The 21925-nt window shown below is 73.0% G+C and carries 18 protein-coding genes; 10 read left to right on the top strand and 8 right to left on the bottom strand.

Annotation, left to right across the window (positions count from 1 at the left end):
- The first annotated feature begins 109 nt into the window (after positions 1 to 109).
- The 5 genes from ACFC0D_RS07115 to ACFC0D_RS07095 all read left to right on the top strand — a co-directional run bounded on the left by ACFC0D_RS07115 (position 110) and on the right by ACFC0D_RS07095 (position 5707).
- Positions 110 to 1561 carry an FGGY family carbohydrate kinase gene (locus tag ACFC0D_RS07115; RefSeq protein WP_376431931.1) on the top strand — a complete coding sequence of 484 codons (1452 nt, stop codon included), beginning with the start codon at positions 110 to 112 and terminating at the stop codon, positions 1559 to 1561.
- A complete protein-coding gene (locus ACFC0D_RS07110; protein WP_376431929.1) occupies positions 1558 to 3078 on the top strand; it encodes an FAD-dependent oxidoreductase in 1521 nt (506 codons plus the stop codon). Before ACFC0D_RS07115 ends, ACFC0D_RS07110 begins: the two co-directional genes overlap by 4 nt.
- Positions 3063 to 4349 (top strand): NAD(P)/FAD-dependent oxidoreductase, encoded by a 1287-nt coding sequence (locus ACFC0D_RS07105; RefSeq protein WP_376431927.1) that lies wholly within the window; start codon positions 3063 to 3065, stop codon positions 4347 to 4349. The genes ACFC0D_RS07110 and ACFC0D_RS07105 overlap by 16 nt, the downstream gene beginning before the upstream one ends.
- A 117-nt stretch (positions 4350 to 4466) precedes the next feature.
- On the top strand, positions 4467 to 5201 hold the full coding sequence (locus tag ACFC0D_RS07100; protein ID WP_376431925.1) for a D-Ala-D-Ala carboxypeptidase family metallohydrolase: 735 nt from the start codon (positions 4467 to 4469) through the stop codon (positions 5199 to 5201).
- A 23-nt stretch (positions 5202 to 5224) separates the two neighbouring features.
- The gene (locus ACFC0D_RS07095) at positions 5225 to 5707 is read left to right on the top strand and encodes an NUDIX domain-containing protein (protein WP_376431923.1); all 483 of its coding nucleotides are present in this window, start codon (positions 5225 to 5227) and stop codon (positions 5705 to 5707) included.
- A gap of 13 nt (positions 5708 to 5720) precedes the next feature.
- Here ACFC0D_RS07095 and ACFC0D_RS07090 read toward each other — a convergent pair whose 3' ends face one another.
- From ACFC0D_RS07090 to ACFC0D_RS07080, 3 genes are all read right to left on the bottom strand, one after another.
- Positions 5721 to 6830 (bottom strand): AI-2E family transporter, encoded by a 1110-nt coding sequence (locus ACFC0D_RS07090; RefSeq protein ID WP_376431921.1) that lies wholly within the window; start codon positions 6828 to 6830, stop codon positions 5721 to 5723.
- An 89-nt stretch (positions 6831 to 6919) separates the two neighbouring features.
- The gene (locus ACFC0D_RS07085) at positions 6920 to 7915 is read right to left on the bottom strand and encodes an MASE1 domain-containing protein (RefSeq protein WP_376431919.1); all 996 of its coding nucleotides are present in this window, start codon (positions 7913 to 7915) and stop codon (positions 6920 to 6922) included.
- Positions 7916 to 7956: 41 nt separating this feature from the next.
- On the bottom strand, positions 7957 to 8805 hold the full coding sequence (locus ACFC0D_RS07080; RefSeq protein WP_376431917.1) for a PP2C family protein-serine/threonine phosphatase: 849 nt from the start codon (positions 8803 to 8805) through the stop codon (positions 7957 to 7959).
- Positions 8806 to 9053: 248 nt separating this feature from the next.
- Between ACFC0D_RS07080 and ACFC0D_RS07075 the strand changes: the two genes are divergently transcribed.
- On the top strand, positions 9054 to 9299 hold the full coding sequence (locus tag ACFC0D_RS07075) for a hypothetical protein (protein WP_376431915.1): 246 nt from the start codon (positions 9054 to 9056) through the stop codon (positions 9297 to 9299).
- Positions 9300 to 9312: 13 nt separating this feature from the next.
- Here ACFC0D_RS07075 and ACFC0D_RS07070 read toward each other — a convergent pair whose 3' ends face one another.
- On the bottom strand, positions 9313 to 10536 hold the full coding sequence (locus ACFC0D_RS07070; protein ID WP_376431913.1) for a cytochrome P450: 1224 nt from the start codon (positions 10534 to 10536) through the stop codon (positions 9313 to 9315).
- An 88-nt stretch (positions 10537 to 10624) separates the two neighbouring features.
- Positions 10625 to 11134, bottom strand: coding sequence for a CGNR zinc finger domain-containing protein (locus ACFC0D_RS07065; RefSeq protein WP_376431996.1), 510 nt, complete (start codon positions 11132 to 11134; stop codon positions 10625 to 10627).
- A gap of 103 nt (positions 11135 to 11237) precedes the next feature.
- Here ACFC0D_RS07065 and ACFC0D_RS07060 point away from each other — a divergent pair, with 103 nt between their 5' ends.
- Positions 11238 to 12695 (top strand): MFS transporter, encoded by a 1458-nt coding sequence (locus ACFC0D_RS07060; protein ID WP_376431911.1) that lies wholly within the window; start codon positions 11238 to 11240, stop codon positions 12693 to 12695.
- Here the strand turns inward: ACFC0D_RS07060 and ACFC0D_RS07055 are convergent.
- Complete coding sequence (locus ACFC0D_RS07055) at positions 12688 to 14550, bottom strand: potassium channel family protein (protein ID WP_376431994.1); 1863 nt, start codon at positions 14548 to 14550, stop codon at positions 12688 to 12690. The two genes, ACFC0D_RS07060 and ACFC0D_RS07055, sit on opposite strands and share 8 nt — an antisense overlap.
- A 336-nt stretch (positions 14551 to 14886) precedes the next feature.
- Here ACFC0D_RS07055 and ACFC0D_RS07050 point away from each other — a divergent pair, with 336 nt between their 5' ends.
- The gene (locus tag ACFC0D_RS07050; protein WP_376431909.1) at positions 14887 to 16176 is read left to right on the top strand and encodes a D-alanyl-D-alanine carboxypeptidase family protein; all 1290 of its coding nucleotides are present in this window, start codon (positions 14887 to 14889) and stop codon (positions 16174 to 16176) included.
- Between the two features lie 110 nt (positions 16177 to 16286).
- The gene (locus ACFC0D_RS07045) at positions 16287 to 16898 is read left to right on the top strand and encodes a DUF6058 family natural product biosynthesis protein (protein WP_376431907.1); all 612 of its coding nucleotides are present in this window, start codon (positions 16287 to 16289) and stop codon (positions 16896 to 16898) included.
- A gap of 25 nt (positions 16899 to 16923) precedes the next feature.
- Here ACFC0D_RS07045 and ligA read toward each other — a convergent pair whose 3' ends face one another.
- Together ligA and ACFC0D_RS07035 are read right to left on the bottom strand one after the other, a co-directional pair.
- Entirely contained in the window at positions 16924 to 19026 is a 2103-nt protein-coding gene (gene ligA / locus ACFC0D_RS07040) for an NAD-dependent DNA ligase LigA (RefSeq protein WP_376431905.1), read from the bottom strand.
- Between the two features lie 43 nt (positions 19027 to 19069).
- Positions 19070 to 19396, bottom strand: a complete 327-nt coding sequence (locus ACFC0D_RS07035) for a plasmid stabilization protein (protein ID WP_376431903.1) — start codon at positions 19394 to 19396, stop codon at positions 19070 to 19072.
- A 183-nt stretch (positions 19397 to 19579) separates the two neighbouring features.
- Between ACFC0D_RS07035 and ACFC0D_RS07030 the strand changes: the two genes are divergently transcribed.
- Positions 19580 to 21895, top strand: a complete 2316-nt coding sequence (locus ACFC0D_RS07030; protein WP_376431901.1) for a SpoIIE family protein phosphatase — start codon at positions 19580 to 19582, stop codon at positions 21893 to 21895.
- Positions 21896 to 21925 lie beyond the last annotated feature (30 nt).

The raw sequence follows: 21925 nt of genomic DNA, 5'->3' as shown, positions 1-21925 counted from the left end.
ACGAGCTGACCCCCGGCCGTGAACCGCTTGACGAGGAAGGGCCGCGTGCACCAGTCTGTCCGCTTCCGCGATCAGGAACCGAACGCGCTTCGGGGACGGGAGTACGACGATGACGGGCCCGGTACTCGCCGTCGACCAGGGCACTTCCGGGACCAAGGCGCTGGTCGTCTGTCCCGAGCGGGGCGTGATCGGCTCCGGTACGGCACCCGTGCGGCCGCGGTATCTGCCGGGCGGCCTGGTCGAGGTGGATCCGACAGAACTGTACGACTCCGTCGTCACCGCGGGCCGGGCCGCGCTGGCCGAGGCGGGCACACCGGTCGCGGCGGTCGGCCTGGCCAATCAGGGTGAGACCGTTCTCGCCTGGGATCCCGCGACGGGCGCGCCGCTCACCGACGCACTCGTCTGGCAGGATCGCAGGGCGGAGAACGTATGCACGGAACTCTCCTCGCATGCCGATGAGTTGAGGCGGTGGACCGGTCTTCCGCTCGACCCCTATTTCGCCGCCCCCAAGATGGCTTGGATCCGACGCCACCTCACCGGCGCGGGCGTGGTCACCACGAGCGACGCCTGGCTCGTGCACCGTCTCACGGGCGCGTTCGTCACGGACGCCGCGACGGCGGGGCGCACGGGACTGCTCGATCTCGACACCGTGTCCTGGTCCGATCCCGCCCTCGACGTCTTCGGGCTCGGCGGCGAACGCCTGCCGCGCGTGGTCGACGCCGACACCCGGGTGGGCGTCACCACCGCGTTCGGGCCGCCGCTCCCGCTGACCGGACTCCTCGTGGACCAGCAGGCGGCCCTCCTCGCCCAGAGCGTCACCGAGCCGGGCGCGGCCAAATGCACCTACGGGACAGGGGCGTTCCTGCTGGCACAGACCGGGCCGACCCCACGCCGCGGTGACTCGGGGCTCGTGAGCTGTGTGGCCTGGCGGCTCGCCGGACGGACGAGCTACTGCCTGGACGGCCAGGTGTACACGGCCGCGTCCGCCGTGCGCTGGCTGACCGACCTCGGGGTGATCTCGGGCGCCGAGGACCTCGACACCATGGGCGGCGCGGTACCGGATTCCGGCGGAGTCACCTTCGTCCCGGCCCTCGCCGGACTCGCCGCGCCGTGGTGGCGAGGCGATGTACGCGGCTCGCTGCACGGCCTGGGCCTGAACACGAACGGTGGACACCTGGTGCGCGCCCTGTGCGAGGGGATCGCCGCCCAGGTCGTGGAGCTGGCCGGCGCGGCCGGCACCGACCTCGGCAGACCGCTGACGGCCCTGCGCGTGGACGGGGGCCTGACCCGTTCCGCACTGCTGATGCAGACCCAGGCCGATCTCCTCCAACTCCCGGTGGAGGTGTCGGCGTTGCCGGACGCCACGGCGCTGGGCGTCGCCACGGTGGCGCGGCTCGGCCTCGACTCCGGCCTCACCGTCGAGGACGCCGTTCCGGAGTGGAAACCGTCGGCCGTCTACGAACCCGCCATCACGAGCACAGAGGCGGAGGAACGGCTGGACGGATTCCGCACGGCCGTGACGGCGCTCCTCGACGGCTCGCCCGGATCGTCACGGCCATGACCGCGGGACGGCCGGGCGGAGGCGGTACGGGGGCGGGAGCACGCGCGGGCGGCCTGGGCGGCGGGGCGCGGGCACTGCCCGACACCTCCGGCGTCGTCACCCGAAGAGGAGCGCTGCCGGACTCCTCCGCGCCGGGCTCGGAGTACGACGTCGTGGTGGTCGGCGCCGGAGTGGTGGGCTGCGCGATCGCCCGCGAGCTCGCCCGCCGGCCGCTACGGGTCGCGCTCGTCGAGGCGTCCGGCGATGTCGGCGAGGGCACGTCCAAGGCCAACACCGCGATCCTGCACACCGGATTCGACGCCGTTCCCGGTTCGCTGGAGGCCCGACTCGTACGGGAGGGGCAGCGTCTGCTCGCCGACTACGCCCACGAGACGGGAATCCCCGTCGAACCGCTCGGCGCGCTGCTCGTCGCCTGGGACGAGGAGCAACTGGCCGCGCTCCCCCGCCTCGCGGAGAAGGCGGCGCGCAATGGCCACCGCACCACACGCGTTCTCGATCCCGGGGAACTGGCCGCACGGGAAACGCACTTGGGGCCCGGCGCGTTCGGCGCGCTGGACGTCCCCGGAGAGTCGATCATCTGCCCCTGGACCACCACACTCGCGTACGCCACCCAGGCCGTCCGCTCCGGGGTCGATCTGCATCTCAACTGCCGTGTGGAGAAAGCCGATCGGGGCGATCCGCACCGGTTGGTCACCCCGCGCGGCGTGCTGCGTGCCCGGTACGTCGTCAACGCGTGCGGACTGTACGCGGACCGCTTCGACGCGCTGTTCGGCCGACACGACTTCACGGTCACGCCCAGGCGTGGCCAGTTGATCGTCTTCGACAAGTTCGCGCGCCCCCTCGTCCGGCACATCCTGCTCCCCGTCCCGGGTGCGCTCGGCAAGGGCGTCCTGGTCGCGCCGACGGTGTACGGGAACGTGCTGCTCGGGCCGACGGCGGAGGACCTGGACGACAAGGCGGCCACCGGTTCGACGGCCGACGGTCTGGCGGCGCTGCGGGCGCAGGGCCGACGGATCCTCCCCGAACTCCTCGACGAGGAAGTGACCGCCGTGTACGCCGGGCTACGGGCGGCGACCGAGTACGACGACTACCGGATCGCCGCCCATCCCGGCCGGCGCTACGTCACGGTGGGCGGCATCCGGTCCACCGGCCTGACCGCGTCCCTGGGGATCGCCGCACACGTGGTGGAGCTGCTCTCCGACAGCGGGCTGGCCCTGGGGGCGGAGCGTCCGCTCGTCCCGGTGCGGATGCCGAACCTGGGAGAGGCCTTCCCGCGCCCGTACCGGGATGCCGAACTCATCGCGCGTGAACCGGAGTTCGGCTCGATCGTCTGCCACTGCGAAAGAGTCACGCGGGGAGAGATCAGGGCCGCGCTCGCCTCGACGATTCCGCCGGGCTCGCTCGACGGTCTGCGGCGCCGGACACGGGCACGAGGCGGACGGTGCCAGGGGTTCTCGTGCGGGGCGACGGTCCGGGCGATGTTCGAGGAGGCGGAGACCCCGTGGTCGGAGCGGTGAACCGTACGGTGGATGTGCTCGTCGTCGGCGCGGGGCCCGCAGGACTCGCGGCGGCGGCCCGGCTCGCCTCGGCGACGGTTCCGGGCTGGGGCGCGGCCTCCGGCTCGCCCCCCGCCCCGGGCTCTGCGAGCCGGTACCGGATCGAGGTCCTGGAGCGGGAACAGGAGGCCGGTGGGGTGCCGCGCCACTGCGCCCACGGCGGCTTCGGCCTGACCGGACCGGGTCGCCCCACGGACGGGCCGGGTTACGCGCGGCGGATGGTGCGAGCGGCGGTCCTGGCCGGGGCCACGGTCCGTACGGGAGTCTCGGCGACCGGCTGGGCGGGCCCCCTCACCCTGGACGTCACCTCCCCGAGCGGACTGGAGACGATCAGCGCGCGGGCGGTGATCCTGGCGACGGGCGCTCGTGAACGGCCGCGCACCGCACGCCTGGTGCCGGGATCGCGGCCGGCCGGCGTACTGACGACCGGCGAGCTTCAGCAGTCCGTGTATCTGCACGGGGTGCGTGGTGCGCGGCTCGGGCGGCGGGCCGTCGTCGTGGGCGCGGAACCGGTGGCCCACCACGCGGTGCGGGCGCTGCGCCGGGGTGGGGCCGACGTGGTGGCCATGGTCACCGAACAGCCGCGCGAGCCACGGCGGTTGACGGCCGTCCGTCTCCCTCCGCTGCTGACGAGCGCCGTGGTGACGGAGTTGCTGGGCCGGCGGAGACTCACCGGGGTCCGCCTGAGCCGCCCCGACGGACGGAACATCACGATCCGGTGCGACACGGTCATCTTCACCGGTGACTGGATCCCCGACCACGAACTTGCCCGCGCAGGGGCGGTGCCGCTGGACCCCGGTACGCGAGGTCCCTCGGTGGACGGCGCGTTCCGTACCGGGTCCGCGGGCGTCTTCGCGGCGGGCGACGTTCTGCGCGGAGTCGAATCGGCGGGCGTGGCGGCGGCCGAGGGGCGCGGGGCGGCGGACGCCGTCCTCCGTTACCTGTCGGGGGAGGTGTGGCCGCTGTCGGCGGTGCCGGTGGTCGCGGACCGCCCGGTGGGGTGGGTGGCGCCGAACCGGATCACCGACGCGGAGGCGGGTCGTCCGCTACTGCTGAGGGTGAGGGAGCCGCTGGTGCGCCCGGTCGTGGAGGTCGCGCAGGACGGCCGGATCCTCCACCGCGTGAGGCTCCTGGGCACGGCGTGGCCGCACCGCTCCGAACGGCTGCGGGCCGCGTGGGCGCGCGAGGTGGACCCGGCGGGCGGCCCGGTGACGGTCCGGATCGTCCCGTAGACGCCACTGGCCTGGGCCAATGGCGAATGTTCGGCACCGTTGACCACGGCCTTCCGCATGGTCATGCTCATGGCGGAATCGGGCGGAGGTCCCGTGCGGTTCCGACACGGAGGTGTCATGGCCCGGCGCATGGTCAGATCTCTGCTCTCGATGGTTCTTCTGGTGGTCGCCGCACTGGCGGGCACCGTCGCCACATCCGGTACGGCACATGCCGACGAGTGCTACACCTGGGGCCGCACCCTGTCCTCGGGCATGTCCGGCGCGGACGTGACCCAGCTGCAGATCCGGGTCGCCGGATATCCCGGCTACGGCGCCGTGCTGACGGTGGACGGCGACTACGGCCCCGCCACCAAGGCCGCGGTGACCCGCTTCCAGCAGGCGTACGGACTCGCCGCCGACGGCGTCGCCGGTCCCGCGACCTTCTCGAAGCTGTACGCGCTCCAGGACGCCGACTGCACGCCGATCCACTTCACCTATGCCGAGCTCAACAAGTGCAACGGCGACTTCTCCGGCGGTGCCGTCACCGCGGCCACCGCGAGGTCGAACGCCCTGCGCGCGATGTGGAAGCTGGAGGCGTTGCGCCACGCGCTCGGCGACGTGCCGATCTCGGTGAGCAGCGGATTCCGCTCGCGGGCGTGCAACTCGGCGGTCGGCGGCGCGTCGGACAGCCGGCACCTGTACGGCGACGGCATCGACCTCACGGGCTCGCCCTCGCTGTGCACGCTGGCCAAGCAGGCCCGTAACCACGGATTCAACGGGATCCTCGGCCCCGGCTACCCGGGCCACGGCGACCACGCGCATGTGGACACCCGTGCCTCCCGGTTCTGGTCGGCGAGCAGCTGCGGCATCTGACGCGCTCCGCCACACTGGACGCCATGTCGGACAAGCGCAGTGCCGGGCTCCTTCTCTTCCGCAGGACGGCTGACGGTGACTTCGAGGTGCTCATCGGGCACATGGGCGGCCCCTTCTGGGCCTCGAAGGACGTCTCGGCCTGGTCGATCCCCAAGGGCGAGTACGGCCCGGAGGAGACACCGGAGGCCGCCGCCCGCCGCGAGTTCGAGGAGGAGCTCGGCCTGCCGGCGCCCGACGGCGAGCGACTCGCGCTCGGCGAGGCGCGGCAGGCCAACGGCAAGACGGTCACGATCTGGGCGGTCGAATCCGACCTCGACCCGACCCGAATCGTGCCGGGCACGTTCACGATGGAGTGGCCCCGCGGCTCGGGCACCCAGCGGGAGTTCCCGGAGATCGACCGGGTCGGCTGGTTCACCCCTGAGGCGGCCGCTCCGCTCCTCGTGTCGGGTCAGCGGGTCTTCCTCGAGCGGCTCGCCACGAGGCTGGACGGACGGAGCGAGCCCTGATCGGACCCCTGTTTCACACAGTGACGTCGGTGAGCGGCGCGTCGGGTTCCGGTTCCGGCAGGGGTTCGGAGAGCTGTTCGCGCAGGTAGCTCCAGATCACGGAGATCAGCGCGGCCACGGGCACGGCGAGCAGGCTGCCGACGATGCCGGCCAGGCTCCCGCCCAGCGTCACCGCCAGCAGGACCACGGCCGCATGGAGACCGAGCCCACGGCTCTGGATCATGGGCTGGAAGACGTTGCCCTCGAGCTGCTGCACGACGACGATGATCGCCAGCACGATCAGCGCGTCGGTCGGCCCGTTGGACACCAGGGCGATCAGCACCGCGACCAGGCCGGCGAAGAGCGCACCCACGATCGGCACGAACGCGGACACGAACGTCAGCACGGCCAGCGGGAGCACCAGCGGCACGTCCAGGATCCACAGTCCGAGGCCGATGAAGACGGCGTCGAGCAGGCCCACGAACGCCTGGGACCGCACGAACGTACCCAGGGTGTCCCAGCCGCGCTCGGCGACGACCGGAACGTCGACGGCGAGCCGGCCGGGGAGCTGTCGGGTGAGCCACGGCAGGAAGCGCGGGCCGTCCTTGAGGAAGAAGAACATCAGGAAGAGCGCCAGAACGGCGGTCACGACGCCGTTGAACACGGTGCCGACGCCCGTGGCGACGGCGGTGACCAGGCTGCCGACGCTGTCCTGGATGCGGGCCATCGCGGAGTCGAACGCGCCCGAGATCTGGTCGTCGCCGATGTTCAGCGGCGGCCCGGCGGCCCACTCCCGCAGCCTCTGGATGCCTTCGACCACCCCGTCGGCCAGCTCGCCGGACTGGGAAGCCACCGGCACGGCGATCAGTGCCAGGACGCCCGTGACGACCAGGAGGAACAGGACGGTCACGAATGCCGCGGCCGGCGCGGGCCGCCACCCGTGCCTGCGCAGGAATCGAGCAAGAGGCCAGGTGAGAGTGGTGAGGAACAGACCCACTATGAGCGGCCAGACGACCGGCCACATGCGCCCCACGATCCACAGGCTCACTGCGGCCATCACGAGGACCAGCAGGGACTCCGCGGAGACTCGTGCCGCGGTGCGAAGCGCGGCGGCGGCTTTGGTGGAACTCAACGTCGCAGACATGGGGTCACCCTATTGAGGCCGCGGGCACGTTGGGTAACCGCGCCTGGCCCATGAGGGCATGGGTGTCCGACGACAGAGGCGCTCGGACGTCAGGGCGGCGGTTCCTCGGGCGGGAACTCGAACGGATCGGGCCGCGGCTCCATCTGGGCCACCATCTCCGCGAACCGCATGCACACCCGTTTGATCTCGTCATGGGTCTTGTTGCGTTCGGTGATCACGACCGCGAGGAGGAGAGCCGTCAAAGCCGTCGTGCCGTTGAACGCCTGAAGCGTGACCATGCTGGAGAAGAGATCCTCGCCCTCGAACGGACCCTTCTCCGCGGTGGCGGCCACGATCGCCAGCGTCGAGACCACGAGCGCGCAGGGCGCCGCGCCGGCCAGCTGGAAACGGAAGGCCGCCCAGATCAGGAGGGGAGAGACGAGGAAGAGCAGGGAGGAGTCCGCCGCGCGCGTGGCCAGGAGCGTGACGAAGACCGTACCGAAGGCCAGCGCCCCCGCCTCGAGCCAGCGGGCGGGCCGGGCCCGCACCGGCCACCGGGCCCTGCGCAGCACGAGCAGGAAGGGTGTGACGACGAGGATCCCCATGGCGTCACCGGTCCACCACACCGACCATGTGGACCAGAAGTCGCCCGCGTCCTCGGCTCCGGACAGGACGAGTACGCCGCTGCCGATGGTCGAACTGATCAGCATGCCGGCGAGGGCGCCGAGGAAGATCAGCGCCAGGACGTCCCGCAAGCGGTCCAGCTCGGCTCTGAATCCGGCTCTGCGCAGCATCAGGAAGGCACAGACCGGCGCCAGGGTGTTGCCCACGGTGATGACCAGCACCGCGACCGCCGAGGGCCCGAGGAACACGTTCGCCAGGAACGCACCGAGGGCGATGCCCGGCCACACGCGCAGGCCCATGAGGAGCAGCGCGGCCAGCGCGACGCCGGTCGGCGGCCACAGGGGGGTGACCTGCTCGCGTACGAGTTGCTGGAGAAGCCCGATCCGGGCGGCGCCGTAGTAGACGGCTGCGACGGCAAGGACGCGCAGCGCAGCAGACCCGTAGCGACTCATCTCCGCACCGCGCACGACAGCAGTCTGCATGCGCATCGGGATCCCTGCGACTCCGGCGACGGACCCCGTGGTCAGACCGGTTCCTGCGGCGGGACCGTCTCCTGGGGGCCTTCGTAGCGCACGACGAGGACCGCGGCGTCATCCCGGTGCCCCGTCTGATCAGCCACTCTGACGACGGCGGAGGCCAGCACGTCCGGGTCGGCGTCGAACCCCGCGCGCACCAGATTGGCGACCTCGGCCAGACCGGACTCCATCGGGTAGTGCGGGCCCTCCACCACTCCGTCGGTGACCAGCACCAGGACGCCGGCCTCTCTCAGACGTCGATGGGTCACCGGATACTTCTCGCCCTGCACAATGCCCAGCGGCGGCCCGCCGCTGTCGAGCGCGATGCCCCAGTGGCCCGCGGCCGTGGCCCAGATCATGGGGACATGCCCGGCCCGGGAGACCGTCAGATCGCGGGTGACAGGGTCGAAACGCAGGAAACAGCAGGTCGCGAACCGGCCGCACCCCATGGCGATCAGCAGATCGTTGGTGCGCCCCAGCACTTCTCGGGTGTCGCTCGTCGACTCGGCGATGGCCCGCAGGCTGGTTCGTACCTGCCCCATGAAGGCGATCGCCTCCACATCGTGGCCCTGCACGTCGCCGATCGCGAGCCCCAGGGACCCGTCGCTCATCACGAAGGCGTCGTACCAGTCGCCGCCCACGTCCAATCCGTCACGCGAGGGCGTGTATCTGGCGGCGAACTGCAACCCGGGCACCTCCGGCAGTCCCGGCGGGAGCATGTGGCGCTGCAAGGCCATGGCCAGCTCGACCCTGGCCCGCTGGAACTTGATCCGCTCCAGGGCCTGATCGACGAGCTGCCCGAGTGCGACCAGAAGCTGCTGCGCATTGTCGGGCGGATCGGGACGGTGTCCGCGCATCACGGCTCCTGGGGGGTTCCGCCGACTCCCAACTTCACCCTAGCCGCCGGTGCCCCAAGGCTCCACACGGAGCCCCGCTCCACCGCACGACCGTCCAGGTCACCGAGGGTGACCACCGGAGGTGGCCTGCCGGGCGGCCCTGGAGCCCGGTGCCGGTGTCCGACATCCCGAACGATGTCGCCTCCACCCGCATTGTCAGACCCGTACGAGAGGGTGGAAGCGTCCAACCTGTCGAGAGGGAGCCCGACATGACCACGTTCTCCGTCCGTGAGCGCGCCGCCGCTCAGGCGTACCTTCGTCTGCTGGAGTCCACCCAGGCGGTGCTGACCGATCCGCGTCTGGAGCCGTACGCGGCGGCGATGCTCACCCACCCCATGGCCGAGGCCGACGCGGCGCTGCGGGCAGCGGGGCTCTCGGGCAACGAGGCGCATCTCCTGCGCCTCGTCTCGGCCCTGCGCGCCTCCCCCGCGCCGGATCGCGGCCGGGCGGGGTGAGGGGCGTGACGGGTTACCCGAGGCGCACCGGGAGGGACCTGACGCTGTTGCCGACGAAGCTCGCATGGCGGGTCAGCTCCGGCTCGGGGACGGCGAGGTCGAGCTCGGGGAATCGGGTGAACAGCGCCTCCAGGGCGATCGACGCCTCCATGCGGGCGAGCGGGGCGCCCAGGCAGTAGTGGGGGCCGTGGCCCAGGGAGAGGTGCTTGGCGGCGGGGACGCGGGTGATGTCGAAGTGTGCGGCGTCCGGGCCGTGGGCCTTGGTGTCGCGGCCGGCCGCCGAATAGGCCGCGAGGACCGGGGTGCCCTTCGGGATCAGCGTGCCGTCGACGGTCAGGTCGCGGGTGGGGTATCGGAACGGGAAGTAGCTGACCGGGCTGTCCCAGCGCAGGGTCTCCTCGACCACGTCGGCCCAGTCGGCGCGCCCCTCGACGACGTGGGCGAGTTGGTCGCGGTGCGTGCACAGCGCGCGGACGGCGTTGGTGACCAGGTTCAGCGTGGTCTCGTGGCCGGCGATGATCAACAGGACCAGGGTGCCGATGAGTTCGGGATGGCTGAGCCGGTCGCCGCCCTCGTCGCGGGCGGCGATCAGCGCGCTGGTGAGGTCGTCGCCGGGTCGGTCGGTGCGGTCGGCGGCGATGGCGGTGAGGACCTCCAGGAGTTCCCTGTTCGCGGCCATGGCCTGTGCGGGGCCGATGTCGGTGGCGACGACCTGGCTGGAGAGATGGTGCAGCCGGTCCTGGTACTTCTCGTCCACGCCGAGGAGTTCGCAGATGACACCGAGGGGCAGTGGCAGGGCGAAGTGACGACGCAGGTCGGCGATGCCGTCGCCGGCGTCGGCGGCATCGGCGAGCCGGTCGAGGAGTCCGGCGGCGACCGACTCGACCCGGGGCCGCAGTTGCTCGACGCGGCGGGCGGTGAACGCCTTGCTGACCAGGGAGCGCAGTCGGCGGTGGTCGGCGTCGTCGGCGGTGGTCATGCCCTGGACGGTGGCGAAGGTCCGCAGCGGCCATCCGTCGGGTATGCGGCCCTCGGTGAGCGCGGTGAAGTGCTGGGCGCTCTTGGCGACTTCCGGGTGCGCGAGGAAGTCGCGCAGGGCGTCGTGGCCGAGTACGGCCATGCCGTCGATCTCTCCGGGCAGCACCACGGGGGTCACGGAGCCCTGGGAGAGCAGCCGGGCATTGGCCGCGTGGGGGCAGCCGCCGGCGGGGTCGAGGCGGTACGGCGAGGCGTTCAACGGGCACTCCTGACGGCGAAGGCGGATCGATGCGGCTCGCGAGCGGTCAGATCCTACGGTCAACCCCGCTCGGGGCGTGTCGAGTTGGTCACCCCTTGGCGCGGCGGCGGTGGGCCGCGACGCGCTCGCGGGTGGCGCAGGCGGCGGAGCAGTACCGCTGCGCGCTGCCGGGCCCGGTTCCCGGGTAGAGCGTGGCGCACCGGGCGGAGGCGCATTCGCCCCAGGTGATCCGGCCGTGCTCGGTGAGGATCTGGGCGAGCGCGAGGGCGCCGGCCGCGAGGAACCAGTCGGCCCAGTCGGTGTCGTCACCCCGGTCGACGTGCAGGTGCCAGGGGTGTCCGTCGTGGCGCGAGAGCCGGGGCGGCCCCGCGTGTGCGGCGAGCAGGGAGTTGATCTCCTCGGCGGCTCGGTCAGGATCGGTCTCGGTGAGGACGCCGGTGATACGGACGACGGCCGCGCGCAGTTCGTCGGCATCGTGCACGGAGAACGCGGTCGGGGTGAGGTCCCGCGCGTTCTCCCCGTGGTGCGCGAGCAGCTCGGCGAGGGCTTCGCGAGACAGGTCGGGAGTGGCGCGTACGGCGTTGGCGAGGTCGATCATCCGTTGTACGGGCCGGAATCCGTGGCCGGAATCGTTCACGGGAGCCACCACGCCTTTCGTGTAACGTCTTGTCGAGATAAGACGTTACACGGGGGTGGGGGTCATGGGGAGAGCGGTACGGCTCTATCTGGCGACGGCGTTCCCGGCCCGCCTTGCGGAGGAGGGCTTCCCGGTTGCCCTGGTTCTGCTGGCGTTGGCCCGGACCGGCGACGCGGCCCTGGGCGCCCTGGTACTCACCGCGTGGATGGCGCCGCACATCGCGGCCGCCCCGCTGACCGGGGCGCTCGCCGAACGGGTGCGCAGACCGGCCCTGTTCTACGGCGGCGCACTGGCCGGCTTCGCGGCCGCCGTCGCGTGCCTGGCGTACGTGACGGGGCACGCGCCGGTCGCCGTCACGCTCACCGTCGCGGCGCTGGGCGGGAGTTGCGGCCCGGTGGTCTCGGGCGGCCTGTCCGGCCTGGTCGCCTCGCTCGTCACCGAGGGCCCGGCCCGGGACCGCGCGTACGCCTGGGACGCCACGGTCTACAACGCCGCCGCGGTCGCGGGCCCGGCCCTGGCCGGAGTGATCGCGGTGCTCGCCGGTCCGGCGGCCGCCGTGGCCGTACTCGCCGCCTCGGCAGCGCTCGCGACCCTACCGGCCACGGTCCTGTTGACCGGACTGCGTGGGTCACGGCCGGATCGGGAGCCCTTGGGTGCGGGGCGAACCGGATCCGGGCCGGGGCGGACGTCGGGAGCGGCGGCGGGGCCGACGTCGACGCGGGGGCCAGGGGCAGCGGCGGGGTCGCCGCCGGGGCTGAGGTCGGGACCGGGATCGGGGCAGACGTCGGGGCCGGAAGCGGGGTCGCCGCCGGCGCGGGGGCCCGGGGCGGGCTTCCGCCGGTCGACCGGCACCCCTGCCACCACGCCTGGGCCGCGCACCGACCCTCGCGAGAAGGCCGACACCGCTCGGCGGTCGTTGCGTGGTGACCTCGTCGCCGGGCTCGTGGCCGTTCGGGACGTGCGGGAGCTCAGGGCCGTCACCGCCGCCACCTGCCTCGGGTTCCTCGGCCTCGGTGGTCTCACCACCACCGCCGTGCTGCTCGCCACCGAGCGCGGTCGGCCCGGTGGCGGTGGGCTGTTGATGACCGCGTTCGCCGTCGGCGCGCTCGTCGGGTCGCTCGTCGTGGACCGGGTGTGGCCGCGGGTGCCGGCCGGGCGGCTCGTCGGCGTCACGCTCGTGGGCACCGGCGCGGCCCTCGGCGCGGCCGCCCTCGTTCCCTCGCCGTGGCTCTGCGCGGCCCTGTTCGGTGCGGCCGGGCTGTGCGACGGTCCGCTGCTGACGGCGACGTTACGGATCAGGGCGGATCACGCCCCCGCCGACGTACGGACCCAGGTGTTCACCCTCGGCGCCGGTCTCAAGATCTCGGCGGCCGCGTGTGGCGCCGCTCTGACCGGGCTCGCCTCCGGCACGCGGCCCGCGATCCTTCTGCTGGCTGCCGCCACCCTGCAGTTCGCCGCCGCGGCACTCCACCACCTGCTCCGCCGGGCCCCGGCCCAGACCCCGGAACCGGATGTCACATAGCCCCCCGTGGCTGACGCCCCAGCAGCTCCGCCAGCCCTCGGCGCGTGGCCGCCAGGACCAGCCGGTCCCCCGCGGCCAGGACTCGGTCCGGCTCCAGTTGCCAGACCAGGCCCGCTCCGTGGCGTCCCAGGGGCGCCGAACCCGTCGCCAGGGCGATCACCCGCCAGGCGCCCGGACGGAACGCCTCCGCCACCGTGCGGCCCTCCAGCAGCGGGTTGCCCGCGGCCTCCACCGCAGCGAACAGCAGCACGCGGCGCTCCACCGGGATGGCGCCCAGGATCTGGCGGCCCATCATGGCCCCGGCGAAGGCGGGCGCGGCCAGGTGGGAGACGCTGCGGCTGCGGGTGAGGGCGTCGGGGTGGGCCACGCGCAGGGTGCGGTACACGGCCGTGGCGAAGTCGTCGTCGTACAGCCGGAGAGCGACCCGGAGGTCGGCCTTGACGGAGCGGGCGGAGAGCGCGGCCTCCAGGTTGGTGATGTCGACGCTGGTCAGGGCGAGCAGGGCGTGCGCGCGGTGGACGCGGGCGGCCTCCAGGACACCCTCCTCGGTGACGTCCCCGATCACTGTGGGCACGCGCAACCGGCGCGCCAGTGCGATTCCGCGCGCCTCCGGGTCGGACTCGACGCAGACCACGGGGATGTTCATCCTCCGCAGTCGCGCGAGGACGCGCGTGCCGACCTTTCCGAGGCCGAGGAGGACCACATGCCCGGACAGCCCGCGCGGCGGGCGGCGCAGCGAGGTCGCCGACTTGAAGGTGCCGAGGGCCTCCAGGATTCCCGCGATCAGGACCGGCATCAGGAGGAGGCCGACGAAGCCGGCGAGGATCTGGAGCACCTGACGGCTGGTCGCGTCCTCGACGGCGGGATCGCCGATGGCGAAGAGGTCGAGAAGCGTCAGGTAGGCGGCGTGCAGGGGGTGGTCTCCGGTGGTGAGCCAGGTGGCGAGGGCGATCGCGCCGACTGCCGCTGTCACCCCCGCGAGCGACCAGCGCAGGCGGCGGGAGAAGAGCGAGCCGACGGGCAGGGCGGAGGTGCCGAACCTGTTCGAGGACAGCGTCGGACCGGCGTACGTGATCGCTTCCAGGGCGACCGTGCCCCGCCCGGGAGCGGCCCCGACCGCCCGGTCGTCGGGCAGCAGCAGCGGGCCCTGGTCGCCGCTGTGCTCCGAGCCCTCGCAGCCGGCCGGGTCGTTGGTGGTCGCCGACAGCAGGGCGAGCGTGCACAGGCCGGGGTCGGCGACCTCGCCACGGGCGGGCGGGGTCCGCTCGACGGCGTGCAGCAGCAGGCCACCGGCCTGCACCACCTTGCTCGTACCGGCGACGGCAGTGGCCGCGAGGGCGGGGGCGGCGGTGTCCGCGTCGGACAGGACGGTCGTGGAGGCGTCGAGGAGCTTGGGGTCGAGGCAGGGCTCGGCGATGGCCGCGGCCTGGTCGAGAAGCGTCTCCAGATGCTGGCCGAGCTTGCGGTTGTAGAGCCGGATGACCAGGCGCAGCCGCGGGTTGAGGCGGCGGGCGGCGAGCGCGGCCCGGATGTTCGTCTCGTCGTCGTCATGGACGAGGGCGAGGGCGGCGGCCTGCTCCGCCCCCGCCTCGACGAGCACCGCGTCGTCGACCTCCGTGGTCTCCACGACGCGTACCGCCCGGCCGGCGGGCACGCCCCGCTGTTCTCCGACCGTGGTACGGGTCACGGCCGCCGTCACGCGCCCGAAGAGCGCGGAAGCACGCCCCGGGCGGCCCGCGGGCTGCGGCTGGGCGTCGGTCCTCGCCGGTACGAGGAGGGTGACCCGCTCCCCGTAGACGTCGTTGAGCTCGCCCGCGAGCCGGTGGGCGAGGACGTCGTCCCCGCACACGATCATGTGGCCGACCGGAGCGGGTCGCTGCGGACGCTCGCCACGGAACACCGGTGCGCCGAACGGCCCGCCCTGCGGGTCGGCGGCGGACGGTGCCGCGGGCGGGCGCTCCACGGGATCCGGCGGAACGGGCGGGCTCTGGTACGGAAGTGAGGACACGTCACCAGGATGCCCTGCCGCACCGACAGCCCGACCGCCGGTCGCGGGTCACTTCCGGCAGGTCGTCGGAGCCTGCGAGGCCGGGGTTCGTCAGGGGGCGACGATCGCCCGTCCACCACTCGCCGTACGCCGGTCGGCGCACTACGAACTGCGGGCGCCGCCAGGGCTTCCTACGGTGGCTGAATGATCGTCACGTCAGCTGTGAGTCACGTTGCCGCCGGTACCGCGGCGCTGCTGCTCGTGCTGCCCGTCCCGGCGGCCACGGCATCGTCCCTCACCGAACCCACACCTCCCGCCGCCCGTGTCATCGACCCCGCCCAGCTCCACCGCTCGGGAACCCAGGTCCAGCCGCTGGCCGGAGCGCCTGACAGACCGTCCTCCGTCTCCGCGCTGTCGTGGGTGGTGGCGGACGCCTCGACCGGCGAGGTCCTGGCGGCGCGCAACGCCCATCGACGACTGCCGCCGGCCAGCACGCTCAAGGCGCTGTTCGCCGTGACCGCGCTCCCTCGTCTCGACCAGGAGCAGCGGCACACCGTCACCGAGTCGGAGCTGTCGGGCATCGGCGAGGGCAGCAGCATGGTCGGCGTACAGGCCGGCTACACGTACAAGGTGTCGGATCTGTGGAACGGGGTCTTCCTCAACTCGGGCAATGACGCGGTCCGGGTGCTCGCGGCGATGAACGGCGGCTGGAAGTCCATGGCCCGTCAGATGCAGGCGAAGGCCCGTGCTCTGGGGGCGCGCGACACCCGGGTGGTGTCGCCCGACGGGTACGACGCACCGGGTCAGGTGTCGTCGGCCTACGACCTGGCGGTCTTCGGCCGGGCCGGGCTGCAGGATCCGTCGTTCGTCCGGTACGCCTCCACGCGGTACGCCGACTTCCCGTCCGGGGACTGGTCGTACGGCATCCGCAACACCAACAGGCTGCTGACCGGGGAGGACGGCGTGGAGCGCTACCCGGGGCTCATCGGGGTCAAGAACGGCTACACGAGCAGCGCCGGGAACACGCTGATCGCTGCGGCGCGGCGGGGCTCGCGGACGCTGGTGGTGTCGGTGATGAACCCGCAGTCGGGCGGCGGACTCGCGGTGTACGAGGAGGCGCGCACGCTCCTCGACTGGGGCTTCGACGCGGCGGGCCGGGTGCAGCCGGTGGGTTCCCTCGCACAGGCTCGGGACAAGGCGAAGGAGAAGCCGGAGCGGACGGTGGAGGAGGTGAAGGCGACGAAGGGCCGACCGGCGCGCGAGTCGGCGCCGAAGGCGGGTCAGGCCGGTCCGCACTCGGGAACCACTCCGGCGGCAAAGGCGGCGGACGTGGCCGCGCTCGCCGCGCCGGCGAGGACCGTTTCACGCGAGTCGGTGCCGTCCCGTCCCTGGGCAGGGCTGCCCCTGGCCCTGGTGGGGGCGTCGCTCGGTGCCGCGATCTCCGTCTGGCTGTGGCGCCGCCGCTCGACCCGGCGCGGCGACGAGGGCGTCTGACGACCTCATCCGGGTCCAGGACGGTTCGGCGACCGCCGCACGATCCTGCGCCTAGCCTGCGGGAACGCCGTCGGGGAAGGACCCTGCGGCGATCCCGAAGGGGGCACGTGATGTCCGGACCGGACCTGCGGCGTCAGCTCGCCGACCGCTTTCGCGCCGTCAACGGTGACCATCCGATGACGGCGGCCGACGACGCCTACGTCTCGTCGCAGTTCGTCGCGCTGGGCGAGCTGTGCGCGTCCCGCGGCCGTGATGTCGACGAGACCCGGCGGCAGATGCTGGACGGGTTCCTGCCGCTCCCCGGCTATCTGAGCTCGGACGGTACGGAGATGGTGCCGGCCTCGCTCTTCGAACTGACCGAGGAGGCCGGAGGACCGGATCGACTCCGCTCCTGGTTCACCGCGCACTGGGACGACCCCGCCGTGGCCGGGGCCGAGTGGGAGGCGTATCTGAGCGGACAGTACGTCTGCCTGCACACGGTCACTCCGGGGACGATCCAGCGCAAGGACCGTTTGACGGCCGCGATCGGCGACGCCGAACTGGCCTCTGATGTGGGGTCGCCGCGGTGGACGGCGGCGCTGCACGCGCTCGTCGACGAGCTCGACCGGCTGGAGCCCGCCTTCACGGGGTACGACCGGCTGCGCTTCGGTGGCCCGACCTCGCGCGACACCTGCGTCGATGCGATACGGGCCCGGTTCCCCCGGCCCACCGAAGCGCCCTGACCGCGCCGGGGTCCCCGGCTCCCGGTCAGGCCGGCAGGAAGTCGCCCAGCAGGGTGGCGAACTCGTCCGGGTCCACCAGACGGATGCCCAGCTCCTCGGCCTTCGTCCGCTTGGAGCCGGCCTTCTCGCCCGCGACGACCAGGCCGGTGCGCTTGGAGACGCTGGACGAGGACTTGCCGCCCGCGCGCTCGATCAGTTCGTTCATCTGATTGCGGCTCAGTGCCTCCAGCGGGCCGGTCATGGCACCCGTGACGACCACCGACAGGCCCGCGAGCGGCCCGGCCGCCTCGACGGGGGCGGCCTCGGACGCGGACTCCGTCCCGGTCCCCGGCGGGGGCGGCGGGGTGGCTCCGGGCTCGGTCATGTTCACCCCGGCGGCGACGAGCTTGTCGACGACCACCGCGAGCTCCGCCAGCTCGGCGACGATGACCGGCGCCTTCTCCGCACCGATTCCGTCGACCTGCTGCATCGCCTCCGCGTCGGCCGCCCGGACGGCGTCCATGGTGGCGAAGTGGCGGGCTATGCGACGGGACATGGAACGTCCCGTCCCCCGGATGCCGAGGGCGCACAGCACACGGCCGAGCGGCCGGGTGCGCGCGGTGGCGATCGCGGCGAGGAGGTTGTCCGTGCTGGTCTCCCCCATCCGGTCCAGGCCGAGCAGCTGCTCGCGGGTGAGGGTGAACAGATCGGCCACGTCCGCGACCAGGGCGGCGTCCACGAGCTGGACGATCCTGCTCGCGCCGAGCCCCTCGATGTCGAGCTGGTCGCGGCCCACGGCGTACGAGAGGGAGGCCACGAGGTGGCAGTCGCGTCCGCGGGCGCACCGCCAGCGCTGCTCGCTGCGGTCGATCTCCGAGCCGCACTGCGGGCAGGCCTCGGGGAAACCGATCGGCTCCTCCTCGCCGGTCCGCAGGTGTGCGACGGGCGCTTCGACCCGCGGAATGATGTCGCCCGCCTTGTAGACCATCACGTGGTCGCCCACCCGAAGATCACGGCGGGTGATGTCGGAAGGGTTGTGCAGCGTGGCGTACGTGACCGTGCTGCCGTCGATCTCCACCGGCTCCAGGACGGCGCGGGGCGCGATGATGCCCGTGCGGCCCACGTTCCATTCGACCCCGACCAGTCGGGTGACCTTCTCCACGGCCGGAAGCTTGTACGCGATGGCCCAGCGCGGCGCGCGGGAGCCCGAACCGGCCTCGCGCCGGTCGGCCGCGAGATCGGCCTTGATCACGATCCCGTCGATCCCGAACGGCAGCTCGGCCCGCAGGGCCGCGATCTCGGCGACGCGGGCCAGTACCTCCTCCGTGCCCGCGACCGCGCGGCCGGGCGCGGCGGTGGCGCCCGAGGTGTGCAGGCCGAGGGCGACCGCCCGCGCGATCAGCTCGCTGTGGGCGAGCTCGTCCAGGCCGTCCGGGTCCACCGCCGGGCCGTCCGCGTCGGCTGCGGCCAGCGGCAGCATGTCGTAGGCGAAGAAGGTCATCTCCACGCGGTACGGACGGTCCTTGGCGCGCAGTGTCCCGGCAGCCGCGTTGCGCGGGTTGGCGAAGGGCTCGCCGCCGTGGGCGACCCGTACCGGGTTGGCCGCCTCGAACTGCTCGGTGGTCATCAGTACTTCGCCGCGTATCTCGACCGTGACGGGCTCCGTGAGTCGCTCCGGCAGCCCCACGATCGTGCCTCGCGCGTGCGACACGTCCTCGCCGGCCGTTCCGTCGCCCCGTGTGACGAGCCGGGTCAGCAGCCCTCGCTCGTAGCGCGCGGCGATCGCCAGTCCGTCGAGCTTCGGCTCCACGCTCCACCGCTCGACCGCACGGCCGATCCGGCGCTCCAGTGACGCGGCCCAGGTCGTGAACTGCTCGGCCGAGAAGACGTTGTCGAGCGAGAGCATCGGCCGGGTGTGCGGGACGTCGCCCTCCGCCGCGCCCCCGGCGACCTTGCCCGTCGGAGAGTCCGCGCGCACCTGGTCGGGGTGGGCGGACTCCCATGCGGCTATCGCCCGGCCGAGGCGGTCATAGGCGTCGTCGTCGAGCGGGGACGTGCCACCCGCGTAGTAGGCGGCGGCTGCCTGCTTGGCGTCCTCGACCGCCTGCGCGTACGCGGCGGCATCGGCAAGAACCGGAGTCGTTGTCATGGGTCCATCGTGCCGGGCACCACTGACAATCGGCCCTGGCCGCTCAGCTGCCGCCGAGCGCCCTCTTCAGTTCCGCCTTGTCCATGGACGAGCGGCCGTGGATGTTGCGCCGCTGTGCCTCGGCGTAGAGCTGGTCGTACGTCGGCCCCTGGGAGCCGCTGTGGGAGCGCAGGCCACCGCGCCGGGAGGAGGACATGTCCTCCGTGGAGCTCTTGCTCGCGGTCTTCGACTCGCCGGCGCGGGCACGTTCCTTGTTCACGGTGCGCGCCGCGATCTCCTCGGCGCGCTTCTCGCTCTCGCCACGGTCCTTCGCGCTCTCCTTGATGTGCTCGTACTGCCGTTCCCTCTTGGGGCTCGATCCACGGGGCATGGTGCGCTCCTCTTCCGTGATTCCGTGAGGCCCGGATACAGGACGGGACGGAACACCGGTCCGTTCCGTCCGGGCGGGTACCCCGGGGGCTCGGATTCAGGCACCCGAGCGGGGCCGACCGGTAGAATCCTGAGCGGACGCGATCATTCCGGACAACCACTCGGTGGAGGGACGGGAGGAGCCGTGACGACGCCTGCGGCGGAAGCTCCGGAGCCCGGCATCAGCGGTCTCTCTGCCGAGAACAGGCGGCTGCGTGCCGAGCTCACCCGCCGGCATCTCGTCGACCTGGCCACGGGTGTTCTCGCGGCCCAGCTGGGCGCGTCCCCGGCCGATGCGGCGGAGCACCTGGATTCCCTCTCCCACGCCACGGGCCTCGGCATCGAGGATCTCGCCGCCGACATCGTCAACGCCGTCGGCGGTACGACGGCCGAGCGACTCACACGGACCGGGTCCGCAGCCGCCGAGGCCACAGCCGCGCCCCTTGCCGCCCCGCAGGACGAGCCCGCGGCCCCGCCCGTCGTGTTCAGTACCCCCGACGAGCGGCGCGCACGGCGCGCGGCCACGGCCGCCGAGACGAAGGACACCGTCGGCGAGGCGGCCCAGGCGCTCCTGGAGGGCGGTCTCGTACCGCTCGGCGCGGGGAGCCTGTGGCTGTGGCGACGCGACGCGTGGGGATGTCTGCGGCTCGCCGGACACGCGGGCGTCGGGGCCGCCGAGGCTGCCGCCTGGCAGTGGATCCCTCCCGCGGCACCCCCCGCGTTCCGTTCGGCGCTCTCCGACGGCTCGCCGGTCTGGCTGGACTCCGGCCCCGAGAACGGCGAGGTACTGCCCGGGCCCACGCCCCACGCGGCGCGGGCGCTGCTCCCCCTGCGCCTGCGGGGCACGACGGTGGGTCTGGCGCTGGTCGCCTGGCCCGGCCCGAACCCCTTCGACGAGCCGCTGCGCAGGGCTCTGGTGGGCCTGACGGACGTGGCCGGCACCGTCCTCGACGCGGCCGACTCTCCCCCGTCCGTCGCACCGGTCCTCGTGGACGTCCTGGACGCCCTCGTCCATCCCGCGATGCTCCTCAAGGTCGGCCCGGCCGTCGCTCCGCCGACCGTCGAGCACCTCAACGACTACGCCGTGGCGACGCTCGGCGGCGCCCCTCCCGCCGAGGACCGTTCCCTGGTGCTCGTGCTCCCCCGGCTCCACGCGGACCTCGCCCATCTCGCACGACGCGCGCACCGGACCGGGCGCACCCAGCGGGTCGCCCGGCTGCCCGCGTCCACGGCCGCCGAGCCGGGTGATCCGGCGCCCCTGCTCGACGTGCGCGTGCTGCCGGCCGGCGACGAGCGGGCCGTGGTGCTGTGGCACGAGACCACCGATCCGGGGCTGGCCTCGGAGCGCGCCGTGTCCAGGCTGCAGAGCGTGGCCCTCTTCCAGGACAGCCTGACGGGCGGCGACACGGTGTGGTCGGAGCAGGCGTACGCCGTCTTCGGCAGGGGCCGTGACGAGCCTCCCGTACCCCTGCTGGGGCTGCGGGGGCTGGTGCACCCGGAGGACGGAGAGGCGTTGACCGAGCTGCTCAGGACGCTGGTGGAGCGTCGTACCGGCGCGCAGACGGTGCTGCGGATCGTGCTCGAGGACCGGGCCGTGCGCCACGTCCGGGTGGCGGCGGAGCCTCTCATCGACGCAGGCTCGGTCATCGGTGTCGCCGGGGTGTACCAGGACGTGTCGGCGAGCCGGCGCACCGAGGCCGCGCTGACCGCGACGTTCGACCAGCTCACCGAGGTACGGACCCAGGCCGAGCTCCGGCACCAGTTGGCCCTGCAGCTCCAGCAGGCGATCGTGCCCGAGGTCCCGGATCTTCAGGAACTGCCGGACTTGATGGTGGCGGCCCGCTACCGGCCGGCTGCCGAGGAGTACCGGGTCGGTGGCGACTGGTACGACGTCCAGCCGCTCCCCAGCGGCAAGGTCCTCATGACGGTCGGCGACGTGGCGGGCCACGGCATCGACTCGGTCACCGGCATGGTGGCGCTGCGCAACGCCCAGCGCGGCCTGGCGTGCACCGGCGACTCTCCGCGACGGCTGATGGAGTGGCTCAACGAGATGACACTGCGCACCAGCGGACAGCCCACGGCGACCGCGGTCTGCGCCCTGTACGACCCCGAGGACCGCGGCCTGGTCTGGTCGAGCGCCGGTCACCTGCCGATGCTGCTCCTGCGCGACGGAACGGCGCAGCTCCTCGAACCGCCGCACGACCTCCTGCTGGGCGCGGTGCCCGCGTACGCGTACCAGGAGCGCCGCATCGTGCTGCGGCCCGGCGACACATTGCTGCTCTACACGGACGGGCTTGTCGAACGGCGCCACGACGGCCTGGACCACGGGCTCGCGCAGCTCGCCGCGGCGGCCGAACGGCTCACCGGCTACCCGCCGAACGAGCAGGTGGAACGGCTGCTCGAGGCGGCCACGGGCGACACGGACGACGACACCAGCATCGTCGCGGTGCTCGTACGGTGACGGTGTGCGCGGGGTGCCGGCGCGCGAGGA

Source organism: Streptomyces sp. NPDC056222 (assembly GCF_042264065.1).
GTDB lineage: Bacteria > Actinomycetota > Actinomycetes > Streptomycetales > Streptomycetaceae > Streptomyces.
This window is presented reverse-complemented; position numbering and strand designations above follow the sequence as displayed.

What these genes read in the sequence shown, in the direction of transcription:
- ACFC0D_RS07065 (WP_376431996.1), bottom strand. Translation starts at nt 11,134, where the DNA reads ATGATCGACCTCGCCAACGCCGTACGCGCCACTCCCGACCTGTCTCGC.
- ACFC0D_RS07090 (WP_376431921.1), bottom strand. Translation starts at nt 6,830, where the DNA reads ATGTCTGCGACGTTGAGTTCCACCAAAGCCGCCGCCGCGCTTCGCACC.
- ACFC0D_RS07080 (WP_376431917.1), bottom strand. Translation starts at nt 8,805, where the DNA reads ATGCGCGGACACCGTCCCGATCCGCCCGACAATGCGCAGCAGCTTCTG.
- ACFC0D_RS07110 (WP_376431929.1), top strand. Translation starts at nt 1,558, where the DNA reads ATGACCGCGGGACGGCCGGGCGGAGGCGGTACGGGGGCGGGAGCACGC.
- ligA (WP_376431905.1), bottom strand. Translation starts at nt 19,026, where the DNA reads ATGACAACGACTCCGGTTCTTGCCGATGCCGCCGCGTACGCGCAGGCG.
- ACFC0D_RS07085 (WP_376431919.1), bottom strand. Translation starts at nt 7,915, where the DNA reads ATGCAGACTGCTGTCGTGCGCGGTGCGGAGATGAGTCGCTACGGGTCT.
- ACFC0D_RS07075 (WP_376431915.1), top strand. Translation starts at nt 9,054, where the DNA reads ATGACCACGTTCTCCGTCCGTGAGCGCGCCGCCGCTCAGGCGTACCTT.
- ACFC0D_RS07035 (WP_376431903.1), bottom strand. Translation starts at nt 19,396, where the DNA reads ATGCCCCGTGGATCGAGCCCCAAGAGGGAACGGCAGTACGAGCACATC.
- ACFC0D_RS07115 (WP_376431931.1), top strand. Translation starts at nt 110, where the DNA reads ATGACGGGCCCGGTACTCGCCGTCGACCAGGGCACTTCCGGGACCAAG.
- ACFC0D_RS07060 (WP_376431911.1), top strand. Translation starts at nt 11,238, where the DNA reads ATGGGGAGAGCGGTACGGCTCTATCTGGCGACGGCGTTCCCGGCCCGC.
- ACFC0D_RS07100 (WP_376431925.1), top strand. Translation starts at nt 4,467, where the DNA reads ATGGCCCGGCGCATGGTCAGATCTCTGCTCTCGATGGTTCTTCTGGTG.
- ACFC0D_RS07045 (WP_376431907.1), top strand. Translation starts at nt 16,287, where the DNA reads ATGTCCGGACCGGACCTGCGGCGTCAGCTCGCCGACCGCTTTCGCGCC.
- ACFC0D_RS07055 (WP_376431994.1), bottom strand. Translation starts at nt 14,550, where the DNA reads ATGATCGTGTGCGGGGACGACGTCCTCGCCCACCGGCTCGCGGGCGAG.
- ACFC0D_RS07095 (WP_376431923.1), top strand. Translation starts at nt 5,225, where the DNA reads ATGTCGGACAAGCGCAGTGCCGGGCTCCTTCTCTTCCGCAGGACGGCT.
- ACFC0D_RS07050 (WP_376431909.1), top strand. Translation starts at nt 14,887, where the DNA reads ATGATCGTCACGTCAGCTGTGAGTCACGTTGCCGCCGGTACCGCGGCG.